20 protein-coding genes are annotated in these 16,677 nt (G+C 71.6%); 16 read left to right on the top strand and 4 right to left on the bottom strand.

The annotated features are described in order from the left end of the window. Positions 1–15: 15 nt before the first annotated feature. From AB0H43_RS09270 to AB0H43_RS09240, 7 genes are all read left to right on the top strand, one after another. Positions 16–960, top strand: coding sequence for a sugar ABC transporter permease (locus tag AB0H43_RS09270; protein ID WP_359998688.1), 945 nt, complete (start codon positions 16–18; stop codon positions 958–960). After that, positions 957–1,805: a carbohydrate ABC transporter permease gene (locus tag AB0H43_RS09265; RefSeq protein ID WP_359998686.1), complete on the top strand. Its 849-nt coding sequence runs from the start codon at positions 957–959 to the stop codon at positions 1,803–1,805. Before AB0H43_RS09270 ends, AB0H43_RS09265 begins: the two co-directional genes overlap by 4 nt. Then, the gene (locus tag AB0H43_RS09260) at positions 1,802–2,911 is read left to right on the top strand and encodes an anhydro-N-acetylmuramic acid kinase (protein WP_359998684.1); all 1,110 of its coding nucleotides are present in this window, start codon (positions 1,802–1,804) and stop codon (positions 2,909–2,911) included. The genes AB0H43_RS09265 and AB0H43_RS09260 overlap by 4 nt, the downstream gene beginning before the upstream one ends. Positions 2,912–2,950: 39 nt before the next feature. Beyond that, positions 2,951–3,487 carry a gluconokinase gene (locus AB0H43_RS09255; RefSeq protein WP_359998682.1) on the top strand — a complete coding sequence of 179 codons (537 nt, stop codon included), beginning with the start codon at positions 2,951–2,953 and terminating at the stop codon, positions 3,485–3,487. Between the two features lie 168 nt (positions 3,488–3,655). Next, on the top strand, positions 3,656–4,513 hold the full coding sequence (locus AB0H43_RS09250) for a hypothetical protein (RefSeq protein WP_359998680.1): 858 nt from the start codon (positions 3,656–3,658) through the stop codon (positions 4,511–4,513). Positions 4,514–4,583: 70 nt separating this feature from the next. After that, complete coding sequence (locus tag AB0H43_RS09245; protein ID WP_359998678.1) at positions 4,584–4,901, top strand: hypothetical protein; 318 nt, start codon at positions 4,584–4,586, stop codon at positions 4,899–4,901. 101 nt (positions 4,902–5,002) lie between these two features. Further along, positions 5,003–5,359: a hypothetical protein gene (locus AB0H43_RS09240; RefSeq protein WP_359998676.1), complete on the top strand. Its 357-nt coding sequence runs from the start codon at positions 5,003–5,005 to the stop codon at positions 5,357–5,359. Between the two features lie 30 nt (positions 5,360–5,389). On the opposite strand, the gene aroH is transcribed toward AB0H43_RS09240, so the two are convergent. The 3 genes from aroH to AB0H43_RS09225 form a co-directional block, all read right to left on the bottom strand. After that, positions 5,390–5,770 carry a chorismate mutase gene (gene aroH / locus AB0H43_RS09235; RefSeq protein WP_359998674.1) on the bottom strand — a complete coding sequence of 127 codons (381 nt, stop codon included), beginning with the start codon at positions 5,768–5,770 and terminating at the stop codon, positions 5,390–5,392. Between the two features lie 48 nt (positions 5,771–5,818). Further along, on the bottom strand, positions 5,819–6,661 hold the full coding sequence (locus AB0H43_RS09230; protein WP_359998672.1) for a Scr1 family TA system antitoxin-like transcriptional regulator: 843 nt from the start codon (positions 6,659–6,661) through the stop codon (positions 5,819–5,821). 161 nt (positions 6,662–6,822) lie between these two features. Continuing rightward, positions 6,823–7,023 carry a lipid A biosynthesis lauroyl acyltransferase gene (locus AB0H43_RS09225; protein WP_359998670.1) on the bottom strand — a complete coding sequence of 67 codons (201 nt, stop codon included), beginning with the start codon at positions 7,021–7,023 and terminating at the stop codon, positions 6,823–6,825. A 249-nt stretch (positions 7,024–7,272) separates the two neighbouring features. Here AB0H43_RS09225 and AB0H43_RS09220 point away from each other — a divergent pair, with 249 nt between their 5' ends. Beyond that, the gene (locus tag AB0H43_RS09220) at positions 7,273–7,662 is read left to right on the top strand and encodes a RidA family protein (protein WP_359998668.1); all 390 of its coding nucleotides are present in this window, start codon (positions 7,273–7,275) and stop codon (positions 7,660–7,662) included. On the opposite strand, the gene AB0H43_RS09215 is transcribed toward AB0H43_RS09220, so the two are convergent. Beyond that, positions 7,663–8,646: a DUF5937 family protein gene (locus AB0H43_RS09215; RefSeq protein ID WP_359998667.1), complete on the bottom strand. Its 984-nt coding sequence runs from the start codon at positions 8,644–8,646 to the stop codon at positions 7,663–7,665. Positions 8,647–8,813: 167 nt separating this feature from the next. Here AB0H43_RS09215 and AB0H43_RS09210 point away from each other — a divergent pair, with 167 nt between their 5' ends. From AB0H43_RS09210 to AB0H43_RS09175, 8 genes are all read left to right on the top strand, one after another. Then, positions 8,814–9,527 (top strand): response regulator transcription factor, encoded by a 714-nt coding sequence (locus AB0H43_RS09210; RefSeq protein WP_359999312.1) that lies wholly within the window; start codon positions 8,814–8,816, stop codon positions 9,525–9,527. Beyond that, positions 9,499–10,581 carry a HAMP domain-containing sensor histidine kinase gene (locus tag AB0H43_RS09205; RefSeq protein ID WP_359998665.1) on the top strand — a complete coding sequence of 361 codons (1,083 nt, stop codon included), beginning with the start codon at positions 9,499–9,501 and terminating at the stop codon, positions 10,579–10,581. Before AB0H43_RS09210 ends, AB0H43_RS09205 begins: the two co-directional genes overlap by 29 nt. A 245-nt stretch (positions 10,582–10,826) precedes the next feature. Continuing rightward, positions 10,827–13,043: a histidine kinase gene (locus AB0H43_RS09200; protein WP_359998663.1), complete on the top strand. Its 2,217-nt coding sequence runs from the start codon at positions 10,827–10,829 to the stop codon at positions 13,041–13,043. Between the two features lie 12 nt (positions 13,044–13,055). Further along, on the top strand, positions 13,056–13,688 hold the full coding sequence (locus AB0H43_RS09195) for a response regulator transcription factor (RefSeq protein WP_359998661.1): 633 nt from the start codon (positions 13,056–13,058) through the stop codon (positions 13,686–13,688). An 80-nt stretch (positions 13,689–13,768) separates the two neighbouring features. Continuing rightward, positions 13,769–14,521, top strand: a complete 753-nt coding sequence (locus tag AB0H43_RS09190) for a hypothetical protein (protein ID WP_359998659.1) — start codon at positions 13,769–13,771, stop codon at positions 14,519–14,521. Next, positions 14,518–15,075 carry a multicopper oxidase domain-containing protein gene (locus tag AB0H43_RS09185; RefSeq protein WP_359998657.1) on the top strand — a complete coding sequence of 186 codons (558 nt, stop codon included), beginning with the start codon at positions 14,518–14,520 and terminating at the stop codon, positions 15,073–15,075. The genes AB0H43_RS09190 and AB0H43_RS09185 overlap by 4 nt, the downstream gene beginning before the upstream one ends. 5 nt (positions 15,076–15,080) lie before the next feature. Further along, the gene (locus AB0H43_RS09180; RefSeq protein ID WP_359998655.1) at positions 15,081–15,920 is read left to right on the top strand and encodes a multicopper oxidase domain-containing protein; all 840 of its coding nucleotides are present in this window, start codon (positions 15,081–15,083) and stop codon (positions 15,918–15,920) included. A gap of 10 nt (positions 15,921–15,930) precedes the next feature. Then, entirely contained in the window at positions 15,931–16,635 is a 705-nt protein-coding gene (locus AB0H43_RS09175; RefSeq protein ID WP_359998653.1) for a hypothetical protein, read from the top strand. Positions 16,636–16,677: the final 42 nt, after the last annotated feature.

The raw sequence follows: 16,677 nt of genomic DNA, 5'->3' as shown, positions 1-16,677 counted from the left end.
TCGCCAGGAGGAGCCGTGTCCACTCTCGACGAACCGGCCGTCGCCCGGCCGCTTCCGGCGCCGAGGCCGAGCGCGACCCGCGCCCGCCGATCGCGCCCGCGCCTGCCCTACCTGCTCATCCTGCCCGCGCTGGCGGTGTCGCTGGCGGTGATCGGCTTCCCGCTGATCCGGGTGATCGTCCTGTCGTTCCAGCAGTGGGGCGTCGCCCAGATCTTCAGCGACGCCGGCCCGCCCTTCGTCGGCCTCAAGAACTACACCCGCATCCTCAGTGACCCGGTCTTCTGGACGGTCGTCGTCCGCACCCTCGTGCTGACCGTCGTCATGGTGGGCCTGTCCATGGGCGTCGGGGTCGGCCTGGCCCTGCTGATGGAACGCGTCCACGGCTGGGTGCGGGGGGTGATGACGTTCTCCCTGATCATGGCGTGGGCGGTGCCGACCTTCGTGTCGACGCAGATCTTCGCCTGGATGACCGAGCAGAACTTCGGCATCCTCAACTACGTCCTCGGGCTCGGCCAGCACAACTGGTACACCGACGCCAAACAAGGACTCGCGGTCGCGACGCTCATCGTCGTCTGGGGCGCCGTCCCGTTCATCACGGTCACCACGTACGCCGCGCTCACCCAGGTCCCCGCCGAACTGGTCGAAGCGGCCCGGCTCGACGGCGCCGGCGGACGGCAGGTCTTCTTCGGCATCACCCTCCCCTCGATCCGGCCGGTGCTCGTCATCGTCACCGCGTTGTCGGTCATCTGGGACTTCAGCGTCTTCAACCAGATCTACATCCTGCGCAACGGCGCGCCCTCGCCCGACTACCAGACGCTGGCCATCTACGCGTACATGCAGGCCTATCAGGGCCACGAATACGGGTACGCCTCGGCGGTGGCCGTCGTGACGGTGCTGCTCCTGCTCGTGGTGAGCGTCTTCTACCTGCGTCAGCTGATCAAGACGGGAGAAGCCGAATGAGACGAGCGGTCCGCGTCGGATACTCCGCGCTCGGCCTGGTGATCGCGGTGGTGTGGGCGTTCCCGATCTACTGGATGGTGTCGACGGCGTTCAAGTCCGGCCGGGACATGTACTCCGCGACCCCGCAGTTCATCCCGCTGCACCCGACCGGGCGCAACTTCGCCGAGGTCTTCGGGGACGACACGTTCTGGCAGGCGGCCGGCAACAGCGCCATCGCGACCGTGCTCACCGTCCTGCTGGCGATGGCGGTCGCGTTCGCCGCCGCCGTGGCGGTCGCCCGGTTCCGGTTCTTCGGGCGGCGTACCTTCCTCATCTCGATCCTCATCATGAAGATGGTGCCGTCGATCGCCCTGGTCATCCCGATCTTCCTGACCCTCACGGAGATCCAGGACGCCTCCCTGGGCGCGCTGCAGCTGACCGACGCCGTGCCCGGCCTCGTCATCGCGTACCTGGCGTTCGCGTTGCCGTTCGCGGTGTGGGCGCTGCGCGGCTTCGTCCTCGGGGTGCCGTCGGAGCTGGAGGAGGCGGCGATGATCGACGGCTGCTCCCAGGTCCAGGCATTCCGGCGGGTCACGCTGCCGCTCATCGTCCCCGGGCTCGTCGCGACGTCGATCTTCACGATGATCCTGGCCTGGAACGAGTATCTGCTCACGTACTTCCTCATCAGCAGTCCCGAGAAGTACACGCTGCCGCTGTGGCTGAGCCACTTCGTCACCACCGAGGGGACCTCGTTCGGGCCGCTGATGGCGGGCGCGACCATCATCGCCGCGCCGGTCGCGATCTTCTTCATGTTCGTCCAGCGGAACCTCGCCCGCGGCCTCACCGCGGGAGCGGTACGCGGATGAGGGTCCTCGGGCTCAGCTCGGGGACCTCGTACGACGGGATCGACGCGGCCCTGGTCGAGTTCGAGTCCGACGGTCCTCAGTTGCACGCCCGCCTGGTCCGCACCGGCGCCGTTCCCTACAGCGAGCGCACTCGCGACGCGATCCGGGCGGCGCTGCCGCCGAACCGGGTCGACCTCGGCGCGGTGTGCCGGCTCGACACCTGGATCGGCCAGGAGTTCGCCGCCGTCGCCGAGTCCTATCAGGACGAGAAGCCGGAGCTGGTCTGCTCGCACGGGCAGACCCTGTTCCATTGGGTCGACGGCGGACAGGCGCTCGGCACCCTCCAGCTCGGCCAGCCGGCCTGGATCGCCGAGCGCACGGGGCTGCCCGTCGTCTCCGACGTCCGTGCCCGCGACATCGCCGCCGGCGGTCAGGGCGCTCCCCTGGTCGCGATCCTCGACACCCTGCTGCTGGCCGACCGGCCCTCGGCGGGCGCTCTCAACGTCGGCGGGATCGCCAACCTGACCGTCCCGGCCAAGGGGCTGGCGTACGACACGGGGCCGGGCAACGCCCTGCTCGACGCGGCTGCGCTGCGGCTGACCGGGCGGGCGTACGACGAGAACGGCGAGCTGGCCCGGAGCGGGCGGGTGCTGCCCGGACTCCTCGGCGACCTGCTGCAGGACCCGTACTACGACCGGCGGCCGCCGAAGTCGACCGGCAAGGAACTGTTCCATCCCGGCTATCTGCCGCAGACCGACGCGAGCCCGGCCGACCTGCTCGCCACGCTGACCGAGCTGACCGCCGTCACGATCGCCACCGAGGTCGCCGAACACGGCCTCGCCTCGATCGTCGTCTCCGGCGGCGGCGTACGCAACGCCTATCTGATGGACCGGCTCACCGAATTGGTGGGACCGGCCGTGGTGACGACGTCGGATGCGCTGGGCGTACCCGCTGATGTGAAAGAGGCGCTGCTGTTCGCGCTGATCGGGTGGCTGACCGCGCACGGCCTCGCGGGCACCCTGCCGGCCTGCACCGGCGCGCGGACCGCGAGCGTCCTGGGGTCGGTGACCGGGCCGCTGGCGCCGCGGACCGCGACCGCGCCGGTCCGTCTGCTGGTCGGGCGGTAGCGCGGCGGACCCGGCCACGCGTTCGGTACGCTCGTCCCGATGGACAGCGCACGGGCGAACCCAGCACGACACGTAGTCGTCATGGGCGTGTCCGGCTGCGGCAAGTCGACCGTCGCCCGGCTGATCGCCGAGCGCACCGGTTTCCTCTTCGCCGACGCCGACGACTACCACTCCGAGGAGAACGTCGACCGCATGCGGCGCGGTGTGCCGCTCAACGACGCGGACCGGATTCCCTGGCTCAACCGTCTCGCCTGGTGGCTGGCTCATCAGGACCGGCTCGGCGTCTCGACCGTGCTGGCCTGTTCGGCGCTACGCCGCAGCTACCGCGACATCCTTCGCAGTGGCGCCCCCGACCTCGCCTTCGTGCACCTCGACGGGCCGATGCAGGTCATCCAGCTCCGGCTGGCCCACCGGGCCGGGCACTACATGCCGGCCAGCCTCCTCGAGTCGCAGTACGCCGCCCTCGAGCCCCTGAAGGCCGACGAGCACGGGCTCGTGCTCGACCTGTCGCAGACTCCCGATCAGCTCGCCGGCGAGGCGATCGACCAGCTCGGACTGACCCCAGCCGCGGGCTGAGCTGCTGTCACCCGTACGGGCGGGCCGACGACTCGGGCGTATCCGGGCGTTCTTCGCGGGGCTATCTCCTAGCCCGGTTTCACGCCATACTTTCCCAGGCCGGTCCACGCCCAGGGAACTCCGGCCGTACCATGATCAAGTTTTCACCGTCCGAGGAGAGGGGCACTGATGACCGAGAACCGGCTGAAGGGTCGCGTCAAGGGTCTGTTCGCGCCCCCGCCCACCGCCGATGAGCTGCCCCCGATCCCGGGCGGCGCACCCGGCGGTTCCCCGGGCGGCCTGCCCGCGGCGACCGGGCCGGCCGCCGATCCGGCCACCCACGACTCCGACGCCGAAAGGCAGGCCCTCCAGGTGCTCGTCCTCGCCCGTCGGACCGCCGACGAACACCTCGCCAACGCCCAGCGGGAAGCCGACCGGATCCGCGCCGAGGCGCACGCCCAGGCCGAGGACATCCTCGGCGAGGCGCGGGCGGGAGCCAACGTCTTGCACCGGGAGGCCGAGAAGACGCTCAGCGAGGCGCGCGGCGAAGCCGAGCGCATCGGGCGGGACGCCCGTTCGCAGGCCGACGCCCTGCAGCGGGAGGCCGACAAGACGCTGTCCGACGCCCGCCTCGCCGCCGACGAGACGCTCAACAGTGCCCGGGCGCAGGCCGATGATCTCGTCCGCGAGGGGCAGCAGCGCTACGAGGAGATCGTGGGCAGTCTCGAAGCCGAGAGCACGGCACTGCAGCAGGAGATCGACGGGCTCAAGCAGTTCGAGCGCAACTACCGCGACCGGCTCGTCACCTTCATGCAGGGCCAGCTCCGCGTCCTCGGAGTCGGCGCGGAGACCGCGCTGCCGCCCCAGACCGCCGCGCAGTCGCAGGCCCCGGCACAGGGCGGCAAGCAGCGGGGCAAGCAGCCCGTCGTGCCGGCCCAGGTCGCCCCGGCCCCGGCCGCCCCGACACCGGTGGCCAAGGCGCCCGAGCCGGTGCCCGTGGCCCCGCGTACGCCGGACGGCCTGCTCGGCCTCAACGACCTGGACTGAGCGTCACCTGACTCCCGCGTCGATCTCGGCGTTGGCCCGCGACCCGGGTCGGCTGTGGGACCATGAGCTGATGGACCGCGAGACGGCCACGCCGGTCGCGCCGCACGAACATCGTCAGACCTTCGCCGACGCGATGGCGGCGTTGATCGCCGAGTTCACCGCGTACCTGGACCGGCCGGACGCCGACCCGGCGAAGGACATGGTCGGCTACCGGCAGCACATGGTCTGGCTGACGCCCGCCGAACTGGACGGGCTCGTCGAGGACCTGCGCCGGGCCATCCTGCCCCGGTTGGCCATGGAGCCGACCGCCGAACGGGCGCGATACCTCCTCAGCCCGATCCTGTTCCCGGTCGAGGGCGCGCTCGACGCCGCCGGCGACTCCGACTAGGACGCTTTCGTGATCAGGGTCATTTCCATGCTGTCATGGCGGCATGGAAATGACCCTGATCATGTGCGTTCACCGAGGACCGGCCCGCTAGCCTGGACATCGTGACCGATCAGCCCCGCCTCATCGGCGACGCCACCGCCATCGTCGCGAACGCGGACACGGCCGGAGCCGTCTGGCGCGTCACGGCGGAACCGCGGCATCTCGACGCGAACATCATCCATCTGCCAGCCGGCGACCGCATCGCCGCTCACCAGGGACCCGACCTCGACGTGCTCATCCACGTCCTCGCCGGGGGCGGCCACCTCGACAGCGACGGTCAGACGCTCGAGCTGGCGCCCGGCGCGCTGGTCTGGCTCCCCCGCGGGTCTCAGCGGGCCGTCGTCGCCGGACCGGACGGGCTGACCTACTTCAGCGTCCACCCGAAGCGCCCGCCGCTCGGCATCACCCGACCGTCGTGACGCGTCACGACGGTCGCAAGCCGTAGCGGGCTAGTCCGGCACGGCGTGCACGTGTGTGAGGTCTCGCCGCAGCGCGGCCGCCCCGTGCAGGTACACGTGCGTGATGCGATCACGCGGCAGGTCGGTGTCGACGTGGGCCATCAACCGGATCACCCGGGGCATCGCCCCGGCGATGTCGAGTTCCTGGGCGCAGATGAGCGGGACGTCCGACATCCCCATCAGGCGGGCGGCGTACGCCGGGAACTCGGAGTGGATGTCCGGCGTGGCCGTGAAGATCGCGCTGATCAGGTCCTCGGTGTCGAGGTCGTTGCTGTGCAGGACCTCCTTGACGAGTTCGGCGACCCGGTCCAGCAGGTGTTCCCGCTCGTCGACGTCCAGCTGGGTCGCCCCGCGTACTGCGCGAATCGGCACTGTGCCTCCCAAGAGAGCCGAACACCGGCAACCAAGACCGGTACAGGCTCACTCTAGCGAGGTGATCGAGGCGGTGAGCAGCGCGTCGAGGTCCGCTCCGACCAGCGCGTCGGCCCAGAGCCGGTCGAGCGTGCGGGCGTACAACGCGGTGGCGCCGTTGGAGAAGAAGATCTCGCCACTGAAGGTCTCGACGACGGTGACCGCGTCGTAGATCTGGAAGCCGTTCTGCGGGGTGGTCGCGATCGGCCGGTCCAACGGCAGCACCCCGAAGCGGACGTTGGGCAGCGCGAGGATCTCCCGGAGCGCCGCCAGCTGGTCCCGGAGCACCTCCGGCGGGCAGGTACGCCAGCGCAGCACCGGCTCGGCGAGCAGGAACTCGAATCGTTTCGCCGGGTTGTAGAGCTGCCGGCCCCGGGCCAGCCGGGTCTGGACGGCGGCCTCCTCGTCGTGGACCTCCAGCCCGTGCAGCTCGACCTGCTCGCGGAACACCCGCCGGGCGTACGCGGCGGTCTGCACGAGCCCGGGCACCCAGGCGACCTCGAAATGGCGTACCGACGCCGACCGTTCGACGAGCTGGTTGTAGTCGGCCTGGACCGAGTTCTGGCCTTGGCGCATCCGGCGACGCCAGTCGCGGTGTTCCGCTTCGGCCCGGCGCAACAGGCCGGCCAGCTCGGCCGACTCGGACCGGCTGACCTGACACAGGGCCGACCAGGCGTGCAGGTCGGCGGCGGTGGGGATCTGGCGGCCGTGCTCGATCCGGCTCACCCGGGAGGCGTGCCATCCGAGCTGGGCGGCGAAGTCTTTCCCGGACAAGCCGGTACGCCGGCGGAGCGCCCTGAGCGCTTCCGCCAGCATCCCGGTTTCCCGCTGCCGTTCGGTGAGGGTGGTCATCGTCTACTTCGTCGACTTGGCGAAACATGGCAGCCGAGAGCCGTCCCCCGTACCGCCCCCTGAAAGTGCGACCCCGAAGTGCCGCCGTTTCACGGTAGGCCGCTAAGTCCCGACGATGCCCGTCCAGCGGTAAAGGCACCGCTTCGGGTTACGTCGTGTAGTCAGGCGACTTCGCGGAGCCGATCAAGAACGTCGGCCGGAACGTACACAGCGTCCTCGTCGGCGGCCAGGTCACGCAGGGCGGCGCGGGTGGCGTCGTCGAGCTTGACCCCCTGCACGACGTATCCGCCGTCGGTGCGGTAGAGGGCCGGGCAGCCCCCGCCGCCGGACCACACGGTCTTCCAGAGGTACTCGATCTTCATGGCAACTCCCAGGATGTATCGGGGCTAGTTGATTGTGGAGATACACCGTCATGACGTCTGTCGGCCGTATGGAGCCGTTTGCGCGGTGTCGCGATCGGACACTCGCCACGTGGACGATGTCTCGCCACGGTTCACGCTAGTCCGGCATACTCGCAAAGCGCCGCATATCTCACAAAAAGTACAGGCGGCGTTTCGGTCCCCGACCGAAGCGTTCGTCCGGACGAGGGACGGTCCGTACGGTTCACCGCCATGACCTACTCGATCCAGGCGCTCGATCCGCCGGTCCTGCCCGAGGCGACCGGAACCTACACACACGGCACTCTCGTCTCCGGCGTACGCCGGACCGTGTTCGTCAGCGGCCAGGTGCCGTGGGATCGCCACGAACCGGTCCCACCGGACTTCGCCGATCAGTGCCGGCTGACCTGGCGCAACGTCCTCGCCGTCCTGGCCGAGGCCGACATGGGGGTCGCCAACCTCGCCAGTGTGCGGATCTTCCTCGCCGACCGGGCGTACCGAACAATCAACGGCCGGATTCGCGAAGAGGTATTGGGCGATCACCGTCCGGCGGTGACGATCATCATCGCCGACATCTACGCCGAGGAGTGGCTGCTGGAGATCGAGGCGATCGCGGTCGCCTGATCATCCGATGTAGACGTCCAACAAGGACCAGGCCAGCGCGGTCGGCTCATGACACGCTTGCCGCCCGGACCGGGTCGTCGTCACCAGCCCGGCCCGCCGCAACGCGGCCAGCTGCTCCGACGCGGTCGACGGCGCGACACCCAGCTCCGCGGCCAGTTCACTCGTCCCCCGCGGTCGCGCGGCCAGCAGCCGCAGGATGCGCGCCCGCGCCCCGCCCACCGGCCCGGCGAGCCGGCCGTCCGCCGCCCGATCGTCCCGCCAGAACCCGAGGGCGGTCCGGGCCGGATAGAACAGCATCGGCTGCTGCCGGTCGTTGAGCTGCCGATGCACGGCGTCGGTGAGGAACATGCTCGGCACCAGCACGAGGCCACGACCGGCGAGCCGGTGATCGGGCGCGGGCGGACCTGCGTACTCGAGGAAGGGGTGGGACCAACGCACCAGCCCCGGCGCCAGCCCGGCCAGCATCGCCTCGACGCCGTGCTGGGCCGCCGTCCGCGCCCGCTCGGCCACGTCCGCGGCGAGCTGCGCGTGCAACCGCGGCCAGTCCGCCGCCAGCACCGCGCGATGCAGCGCGACGAACGAGGCGGTGAGGGCCCGCCGTCCGCGGTCCGGCTCGGCCAGCAGGTCCTCCACCACTCGCGAAGGGGTACGCAGAACGGAGCGGAACGCCTGGGTGTCGTCCTCGACGGGGAGCCCGGGGTCGGCCAGGGCGGCCGCCAGTTCGTCGTCGAAGGTGAGCTGCCCGCCCGACGGCGGCTGCGGGGTCAGGAAGTCCGGCAGGTGTCGCGGATGGGCTCCGCACAACGCGAGCGCCGGGCGGGCCGCGGCGGGCAGCCGGGACAACGCCGTGTGCCGCCACCCCGCCAGCCCGGCCGGCGCGACCGGCAGCCCGAGCCCCCGGGCGGCCTTGAGCGTCTCCTGGAACGGCATGATCGCGAACCGGACCCGGCCGAGGTCCGGCCCGCTGAACTCCAGTCGGGGCACGGCGATCACCTTAGTGCCGGGCACCGACAACGGCGGCCGGCTCAGGCCGGGTCGAGCGCGGGCAGTCGTCGGCGTCGTCCACAGCCATCACGCTCCTTTCGTCGGTTCTCGTCTTCCGGAGGGGGAACGGAATCTTGACCTCGGCGGGTCGCGTGCCATCATGAGGAATCGTCACGACCACCCCCGCCCCACCGGAGGCGGCCCCCGCCCGGACCGCGCGCCTGCTCCTCATCGAGGATGACGACGGCGTCGCGCGGCTGATCGCGCGTGCCCTGAACCGGGACGGGCACGTAGTCGAGCGGGCCGTCACCGGCGAGGAGGGCCTCCGGTACGCCACCGGCGAGGACTTCGACCTGGTTCTGCTCGACCTGATGCTTCCCGGGTTGCACGGGTCGGCGGTGCTGGCCGAGCTGATGCGGCAGCGGCCGTATCAGCGGGTCATCGTGTTGTCGGCGGTGCCCGAGGTCGGCACCCGGGTCGCCTGCCTGGAGGCGGGCGCGGCCGATTTCGTCGGCAAGCCGTTCGCGCTGGCGGAGCTGCTCGCCCGGGTACGCGCCCGGCTGCGGGACCGGGCGCCGGGACCGGCCGCCGACTCGGTGGTCATCGGCCCGATCTGCCTGGATCTGGCGCTGCATCGGGTGGCGGTGGACGGGCGCTGGACGGCGCTGAGCTATCGCGAGTTCCTGCTGCTGCGGCATCTGATGGAGGCCGACGGCCGGGCCTGCGACCGGTCGGAGTTGCTGCACGCCGTCTGGGGGATGACCTTCGACCCCGGCAGCAACGTCGTCGACGTGACCGTCCGCCGGTTGCGCGCCAAGCTGGACCACCCCGACCGGATCGAGACCGTACGCCATGTCGGCTATCGCTTCGCCACTCCGTAACAAGCCGTCCGCGGACAAGCCGCCCAAGCACAAGCCGCCCAAGAACAAGCTGCCCAAGCACAAGCTGCCCGAGTCGTTCCGGCTGGGCTGGCCGCTGCGGTTCGTCTGGCTCGTGGGCGCGGCCGTCTGCGCCACCGCGATGTGGCTGCTCCCGGGCACCGCGACGATTCCGTTCCACCTGATGTGGATCGGGCTGTCGCTGCTCTACGGCTTCACCCGGTGGCGCCCGGTCGAGCTCGCCGTCATGGTGGGCGTGACCGCCGCCGCGACCGGCGCGATCCTCGTCAGCCATGCGGCGGGCGGCCGGATCGAGTGGCTGGAGACGCTCGAGGTCCCGCTCAGCGTCGCCTTGATCGCCGTGACCGCCGCCCTGGTCCGCCGCCGCCACCTGGCGTTGCTGGCGCTGGCCGACTCCGCCGACCGGGATCGTCAGGTCGCCGAGGCCCGGCAGCATCTGATGCGGCAGGTCGCCCACGAGCTGCGTACGCCGATCACGGTGGCGCGGGGCTTCACCGAGTTGATCGCCGACCGGCACGCCGATCCGGGGACTCGCGAGGACTCCGACACCGTGCTGGCCGAGCTGGACAAACTCGCCCGGATCACGCAGCGGCTGGTGACGCTGATCGACGCCGACGGCGCGTACGTCCCGGAGGCGCTGGACCTTCCGGCCGAGGTGACCCGGATCGTCCGGCGCTGGACGCCGGCCGCCGACCGGGAGTGGTCCTGGGCGTGCTCCGCCGGAACGGTGGTCGCCAACCGCGACCGGTTGGAGGCGGTGCTGGACTGCCTGCTGGACAACGCGGTCAAGTTCACCGGCCCCGGCGACCGCATCGCAGTCCGGGGCGAGGCCGACGACGTGGCGTGGACGATCACGGTCACCGACAGCGGTCCCGGGCCGACGCCGGGCGGACCGGGCACCGGCACGAGTCTGGGGCTGGTGATGGCCCGGACCGTCGTGGCGGGCTGGGGCGGCGACATACGCCTGACGCACGAGCCCCCGACGGGGACGACGGTCACGCTGCGGGTGCCCGCCACCCCGCCGGGCAGCAGATGACAGTCCTGTCACGCGGCTGATCTTCGGCGGCCGCCGCTTCTAGGCTGGGACTCGCGTCGGTGCGGGTAGGTGCGCTGGACGCGGTCGGTCCGTCTGTCCTCCCCGACAGGCTCCATCGAGCGCCCGCTTCTGCTGCAAACAGGCGGGTCGCGGACCCAGTGTGACCGGGGCGCGGGACAAACCGGCATCGTCGGCGCCCCGGTCACCCTCCTTCGCGAATCGCCCGCATCAGCGATGATGAGCACGTGTCGCGCAAAGCTCCGGCGGTCGTGGCGATCGCCCTCGCGGTGCTGGGCGTCGTCGGGGTGGCCGCACGGCTCGACTCCCCCGGCGACGGCTCCGTGGTGCCGCTCGGCTGGTCCGCCTTGCGCCCGGACGGGGTCGTCGTGGAGGTCCCCGACCCGGGCGGGACGATCCTGCGGACGGGGGATCTGGTCGTCGGGATCGACGGGCGGGCGCTGAACGAGGGACTCGGCACGGTCGAACGTCCCGCCCTCGGCGCCGCACTCCCCTACGACGTCGCCGGGCGGACCGAGCAGGTCACGGTCACCCGGCCCCAGATCGGGCCGCTGGCCGAGCAGGCCTGGGGCAATCTCGTCTTCGTCCTGACGCTGGCGGCGCTGGCCGTCGCCCTCTACGTACGCCGTCCCGAGGAGCGCTCGACCGGGCCGTTGCTGGTGCTCGCGGCCGGGCTGCTCGGCAGCACCGCCGTCGTGGTCGCCGGGCTGCCGGTGCTGTCGCTGGCGCTGGGCGGGCCGCAGTTCTGGCTGTTCCACCTCAACGCCGTCGGGGCGTACTCGATCGCCTGGGGCGCGTTGCTCGCCTTCTCGCTGACCTTCACCCGGGACCACCCCTGGGGTTCTCGTCGCACGGTCGGGCTCGCCTACGCCGTACCCCTTGCCGTGATGCTGGCGCTCAGCCTGGTCGCCGGACTGGCCGAGAGCAATCCGTTGCGCGCCCTGGCCTGGATCCACACCGGAGAGACCACGGTGGCCGGACTCTCGCTGGTCGCGGCGGTGATCTCCTGGGTCGTGTGCTACCGCCGCACGAGCGCCCCGATGCGCGGGCGGCTGCGCTGGCTCGGCGGTGGCGGCGTGCTCACGGCTGTGCTGGGCATCGTCGGCTGGCACCTGCCGCAGGTGGTCACTGGGCATCCGGCCCTGCCCTGGGGCGCGCTCGGATTGTCCGGCCTGCCGTTCGTCGCCGGGATCGGCGTGGCGTTACGGCGGCATCGACTGTTCGACATCGAACGGCTGGCGAACCGATCGCTCGTCTACGCCTCGACGGTGGCCGTCCTGGTCGCCGGGTACGCGCTCGCCGTCGGCCTGCTCGCCAGCGTCCTGCGGCTGTCCGGCTCGGTCGCGGCGGCGCTGGCCGCGGCCGGGGCGGCATTGGCGTTGGCCCCGTTGCGGGCGGCCGCTCAACGAGCCGTCGACAAGATGATGTACGGCGACAGGCATGATCCAGCCGGTGCCCTCGATCGTCTCGGCACGCGACTCCAGGCGGTGCTGCTGCCGGCCGACGTGCTGCCCGCGCTGGTGGAGACGGTGGCGCGGTCGCTGCGCGTCCCATATGCCGCGATCGATCTGGCCGACGGCGCGGGCGGGTTCGCCGTCGCGGCCGAGCACGGCCCGGCGAAGGCGGCCGAGTCGATCCACACCGAACCGGTGCACTACCAGGGTCAGACCGTCGGCCGGTTGCGCGTGTCGGCGCGGGGCCGCGACGATCCGCTCGACCCCGTCGACCTGTCGTTGCTCGGCTCGCTCGCGCAGCAGGCCGGACCGGCGGTGCAGGCCGTCCGGCTGCACGACGATCTGGTGCGGTCGCGGGCCGAGGTCGTCGCGTCCAGAGAGGACGAACGCCGGCGGCTCCGGCGAGATCTCCACGACGGGCTCGGGCCGACGCTGGCGGCGATCGGGCTGAAGGCCGGGCTGGCGGCGCGCGGCGTACCGGAGGATTCGGCCGCGCATGCCGCGCTCACGGAGATCGCCACCGAGGCCACTGCCTCGCTGGGCGACGTGCGCCGCCTGGTCGAGGCGCTGCGTCCGCCCGCCTTGGACGAGCTGGGCCTGGTGGGGGCTGTCCGCTCGCGCGCCGCCACGCTCGCGGGCGAGGTCACGATCTCGGTGAGCGGCGACGGCGCACCGGGTCCGCTTCCGGCCGCGGTCGAGACGGCGGCCTACCGCATCGCGGTGGAGGCCATGACCAATGTGGTACGCCATTCGGGCGCGACGAAGTGTGTGGTCGGGATAACGCTGCGACCGGAGTCCGTCGAGGTCACCGTGTCCGACGACGGCCGGGGCATCGATCCGGCGAAGGCGGCCGGCGTCGGCCTGCGGTCGATGCGTGAGCGCGCCGCCGAGGTCGGCGGCGAAGTCTCGATAGGCTCAGGCACCGGTGGCGCCGGTGGAACCGGTGGCGGCACCCGGGTGCACGCACACCTGCCGATTACCGCCGTCTGACGGGAGGACCGGATGATCCGGGTGCTGGTCGCCGACGACCATCCGATGTTCGTGTCGGGGCTGAGCGCGCTCCTGGCCGCCGAGGAGGACCTCGCCGTCGTCGCCGTCTGCGCGACCGGCGCGGAGGCTCTGCGGGAGGCCGTCGCGCGGCAACCCGACGTCGCCGTGCTCGACGTGAACATGCCCGACGGCGACGGGCTCACCGTCACGGCGGCGCTGCGCTCGCAGGGGCTGGCGACCCGGGCGCTGATCCTGACCATGTACGACGACGACGAGAACGTCCTGGCCGCGCTGCGGGCGGGAGCGTACGGGTATGCGTTGAAGGGCTCCGGTCCGGAGGAGATCGTCTCGGCGGTCCGGGCGGTGGCCCGCGGCGAGGCGGTGTTCGGGGCTGGCATCGCGGCGAAACTGCTCGGTCACTTCGCCAAGGCCGCCTCGACGTCGCCGTTTCCCCAGCTCACCGAACGCGAGCATGAGGTGCTCGGGTTGCTCGCCCGGGGCATGGACAACACCGCCATCGCCCGGCGGCTCGGGGTCAGCGGCAAGACGGTCCGCAACCACGTCTCGAACGTGATCACGAAACTGCACGTCGCCGACCGTTCCGGCGCCGTGATCAAGGCCCGGGAGGCGGGCCTCGGCGGGTAGCGGTCGGCCGGCGCAGATTCCTGGGCCGCCCGGGACATCGTCCCGTGACATCGGGACGCCGCCCGGCCGACGCTGACGGCATGAATTCGGGCTGGACCGGTGTCGCCGGATGCGTCGCGGCTTGGCTGGTGGTGGCCACGGCCGCCGTCGGCTACCGCCGTGTCGCCCGGCGCGGCGGCGTACGCCCGGCGGCCGTGGCGCTGACCCTGCTCGGGATCTCCGCCGCGGTCCTCACCGTCGCCACCGTGGCGCAGCTGGCCTACCCGGCCGCAGACCTCGGCGTGCCCTGGTACGCCGCGATCGTCTCCGGAGCCGTGGGACTCGGCCTCTACACCGCGGCGGCGCTGTCAGATCCGAGGGGGAAGACCATGAGAACCGTCTACAAAGTCCTCGCGTACGCCGTCGCCGGGCTCGTCGTCGTCCAGGCGATGTCGATCGCGTGGATGGTGGCCGGCCTGGGGAGTTGGGTGGACGGCGGCGGCGTGTTCGACAAGTCCGTGATGGAAAGCGACGGGCCGCTGCCGTTCCCCGAGGTCGTCGGGATCATCGTGCACGGCATCAACGGCGGGATGCTCATCCCGCTCGTCGCTCTGCTGTTGCTGATCTCGTCGTTCTTCGCCAAAGTGCCCAAGGGCGTGTGGTTCGGGGCCGCCGTCCTGGTCCTCGTCGCGATCCAGGCGATGCTCGGGTACGCGCACCTGCCGATCGCTGGCATGATCCACGGTGGCAACGCGTTGTTGTTGTTCGCCACCGCGCTCTACACCGCTCGCCGGGTGGGCCGAGACACCGGGGCGGCCGACGTCCCGGCGACGAAGGACGCCGTCGCGTCATGAGGAAGGCCCGCCCGCTGATCGCCGTCGCCGCCACCCTGCTCGTGCTCGGTCCGGTGGGATGGTGGTGGCAGGACAGTCTGCTGCCCGACGCGTACTCCCTCATGAGCATGGGGCACGTGGAGCTGGGCGGCGCGGCGGGCGGCGACCACCCCGCACACGGCGCGAGGTCGATCACCGAGCTGGTCGCGGACCGGAACCGGCCCGCGGACGTGACGGTGACGCTCACCGCGCGCCAGGACGGCGACCGGTACACGGTGAACGGCACGACGCCCGGCCCGGCGATCTTCGCCCGGGCCGGGCAGCTGGTCCAGGTACGCCTGGTGAACGCGGACGTGACCGGCGGTGTGACCCTGCACTGGCACGGCGTCGACGTGCCGAACGCCGAGGACGGCGTCGCGGGCGTCACCCAGGACGCGGTACGCCCCGGTGGCGAGCACGTGTACCGATTCGTGGCGCCGGAGCCGGGGACGTTCTGGTCCAGGTCTCGCACGAACAGGTGGCGCGTGGCCTGTTCGGAGCGCTTGTCGTGCTGCCCGCTCAGCCATCCGATGTAGACACGGTGGCGACGGCCCACCTCTACGGCGGCACGCACACGATCAACGGATCCCCCACCGATCTGCGAGTGGCCGCCCACACCGGGCAGACCGTCCGGGTGCGGGTGATCAACACGGACAACGGCCCGATGTCGGTGTGGGTGACCGGCGCGCCGTTCCGGATCGCCGCCGTCGACGGGACCGACCTGCACGAACCCGGCGACGTCCGGGACGTCTCCGTGCTGCTCACCGCGGGCGGCCGGGTCGACCTGCTCCTCACCATGCCGGCCACACCCGTACGCGTCCAGCTCGGCGGGCCGCTGTCGGTCGTCCTCGGCTCCGGCGACGTTCCACCGGCTCCGCAGCCGAGGACGGCAGTCGATCTGCTCTCCTACGGTGCCCCGGCCGCGCTGGGCTTCGATCCGGACCGGCCGGACCGGACGTTCCGCTACGAGATCGGCCGCCGCCCGGGCTTCGTCGACGGCCGCCCCGGAATGTTCTGGACCGTCAACGGCCGGTTGTTCCCGGACGTCCCGATGTACGTCGTCCACGAAGGCGACGTCGTCCGGATGACGATCGTGAACCGCAGCGGCGAGGTGCATCCGATGCACCTGCACGGCCATCACGCGGTGGTGCTCAGCCGCGACGGCGTACGCGCGACCGGCAGCCCGTGGTGGATCGACTCGCTCAACGTCGGCGACGGGGAGACGTACGAGATCGCCTTCGTGGCCGACAATCCCGGCATCTGGGCCGACCACTGTCATAACCTGAAACATGCCGCTGACGGCCTGCTCGCGCACCTGATGTACGCGGGGTACACCACCCCGTACGTGCTCGGCCCGGCCAGCGGCAACGAACCGGAGTGAGGTGCCGGCGATGCGCTGGTTCGCGATCATCAGCGGCGTGATCGGCCTCCTGGCCGACGTCCTCCTGGTGCTCTTCTACGTGGTGGCGCAGCCGTGGACCGGCACGCCGCGCGACACCTGGCTCGGCTTCGCCAACGACTGCCTGGTCATCGTCCAGTACGCCGCGTTGCTACCGGTGGTGTTCCTGCTCAGCACCCGTCGAGTGTGGACGATCGTCGGTGCGGTCGCCGCCGCGACCGTTGTGGTGTTCCAGTTGCTGCTGGTGACCGGGGCGATGCCGTTCGAGACCCAGGTCGGGTTCGTCTCCGCCGCCTCGATCGCGTCGATGCTGTGGGCCGGGTTCGCCGGACTGCCCCTGGGCGGCGTCGTACGCACCCTGAGCCGGATCCTCCTCATCGGGCTCCCGGTTGCCCTGGCCGCCTTCCTCGCCGGCACCCTGGTGACGATGGTCACCGACGTCTCCTGGGCCTGGGTGGCCGGCGGCGCGGTCGGGGCGGCGCTCTGGTTCGTCTTCCCGACCTGGGCCCTCGTCCTGGGCCTGACCGCCGCCGCGCCCTCGTCCCACCCCGCGCCCTCCGCGCCTCCGGCGCCGTCCGGCCCTGCGGCCCCTTCGGCGCCCTCCGCCCCTTCGGCTCCCTCCGCCCCTTCGGCGCCCTCCGCGCCTCCGGCCCCTTCGGCGCTGGATCAGGGATCCGGGTCGAATCTTGGCCCATGATTCGACGTCAGCCGAAGCTTGACGGTGGCCGGTGCACCCGCG

Source organism: Hamadaea sp. NPDC050747, assembly GCF_040654195.1.
Lineage (GTDB): Bacteria > Actinomycetota > Actinomycetes > Mycobacteriales > Micromonosporaceae > Hamadaea.
This window is presented reverse-complemented; position numbering and strand designations above follow the sequence as displayed.

Coding starts and splice junctions, on each gene's coding strand:
- AB0H43_RS09265 (WP_359998686.1), top strand. CDS start 957: ATGAGACGAGCGGTCCGCGTCGGATACTCCGCGCTCGGCCTGGTGATC.
- AB0H43_RS09260 (WP_359998684.1), top strand. CDS start 1,802: ATGAGGGTCCTCGGGCTCAGCTCGGGGACCTCGTACGACGGGATCGAC.
- AB0H43_RS09255 (WP_359998682.1), top strand. CDS start 2,951: ATGGACAGCGCACGGGCGAACCCAGCACGACACGTAGTCGTCATGGGC.
- AB0H43_RS09250 (WP_359998680.1), top strand. CDS start 3,656: ATGACCGAGAACCGGCTGAAGGGTCGCGTCAAGGGTCTGTTCGCGCCC.
- AB0H43_RS09245 (WP_359998678.1), top strand. CDS start 4,584: ATGGACCGCGAGACGGCCACGCCGGTCGCGCCGCACGAACATCGTCAG.
- AB0H43_RS09230 (WP_359998672.1), bottom strand. CDS start 6,661: ATGACCACCCTCACCGAACGGCAGCGGGAAACCGGGATGCTGGCGGAA.
- AB0H43_RS09225 (WP_359998670.1), bottom strand. CDS start 7,023: ATGAAGATCGAGTACCTCTGGAAGACCGTGTGGTCCGGCGGCGGGGGC.
- AB0H43_RS09220 (WP_359998668.1), top strand. CDS start 7,273: ATGACCTACTCGATCCAGGCGCTCGATCCGCCGGTCCTGCCCGAGGCG.
- AB0H43_RS09205 (WP_359998665.1), top strand. CDS start 9,499: ATGTCGGCTATCGCTTCGCCACTCCGTAACAAGCCGTCCGCGGACAAG.
- AB0H43_RS09195 (WP_359998661.1), top strand. CDS start 13,056: ATGATCCGGGTGCTGGTCGCCGACGACCATCCGATGTTCGTGTCGGGG.
- AB0H43_RS09190 (WP_359998659.1), top strand. CDS start 13,769: ATGAATTCGGGCTGGACCGGTGTCGCCGGATGCGTCGCGGCTTGGCTG.
- AB0H43_RS09185 (WP_359998657.1), top strand. CDS start 14,518: ATGAGGAAGGCCCGCCCGCTGATCGCCGTCGCCGCCACCCTGCTCGTG.
- AB0H43_RS09175 (WP_359998653.1), top strand. CDS start 15,931: ATGCGCTGGTTCGCGATCATCAGCGGCGTGATCGGCCTCCTGGCCGAC.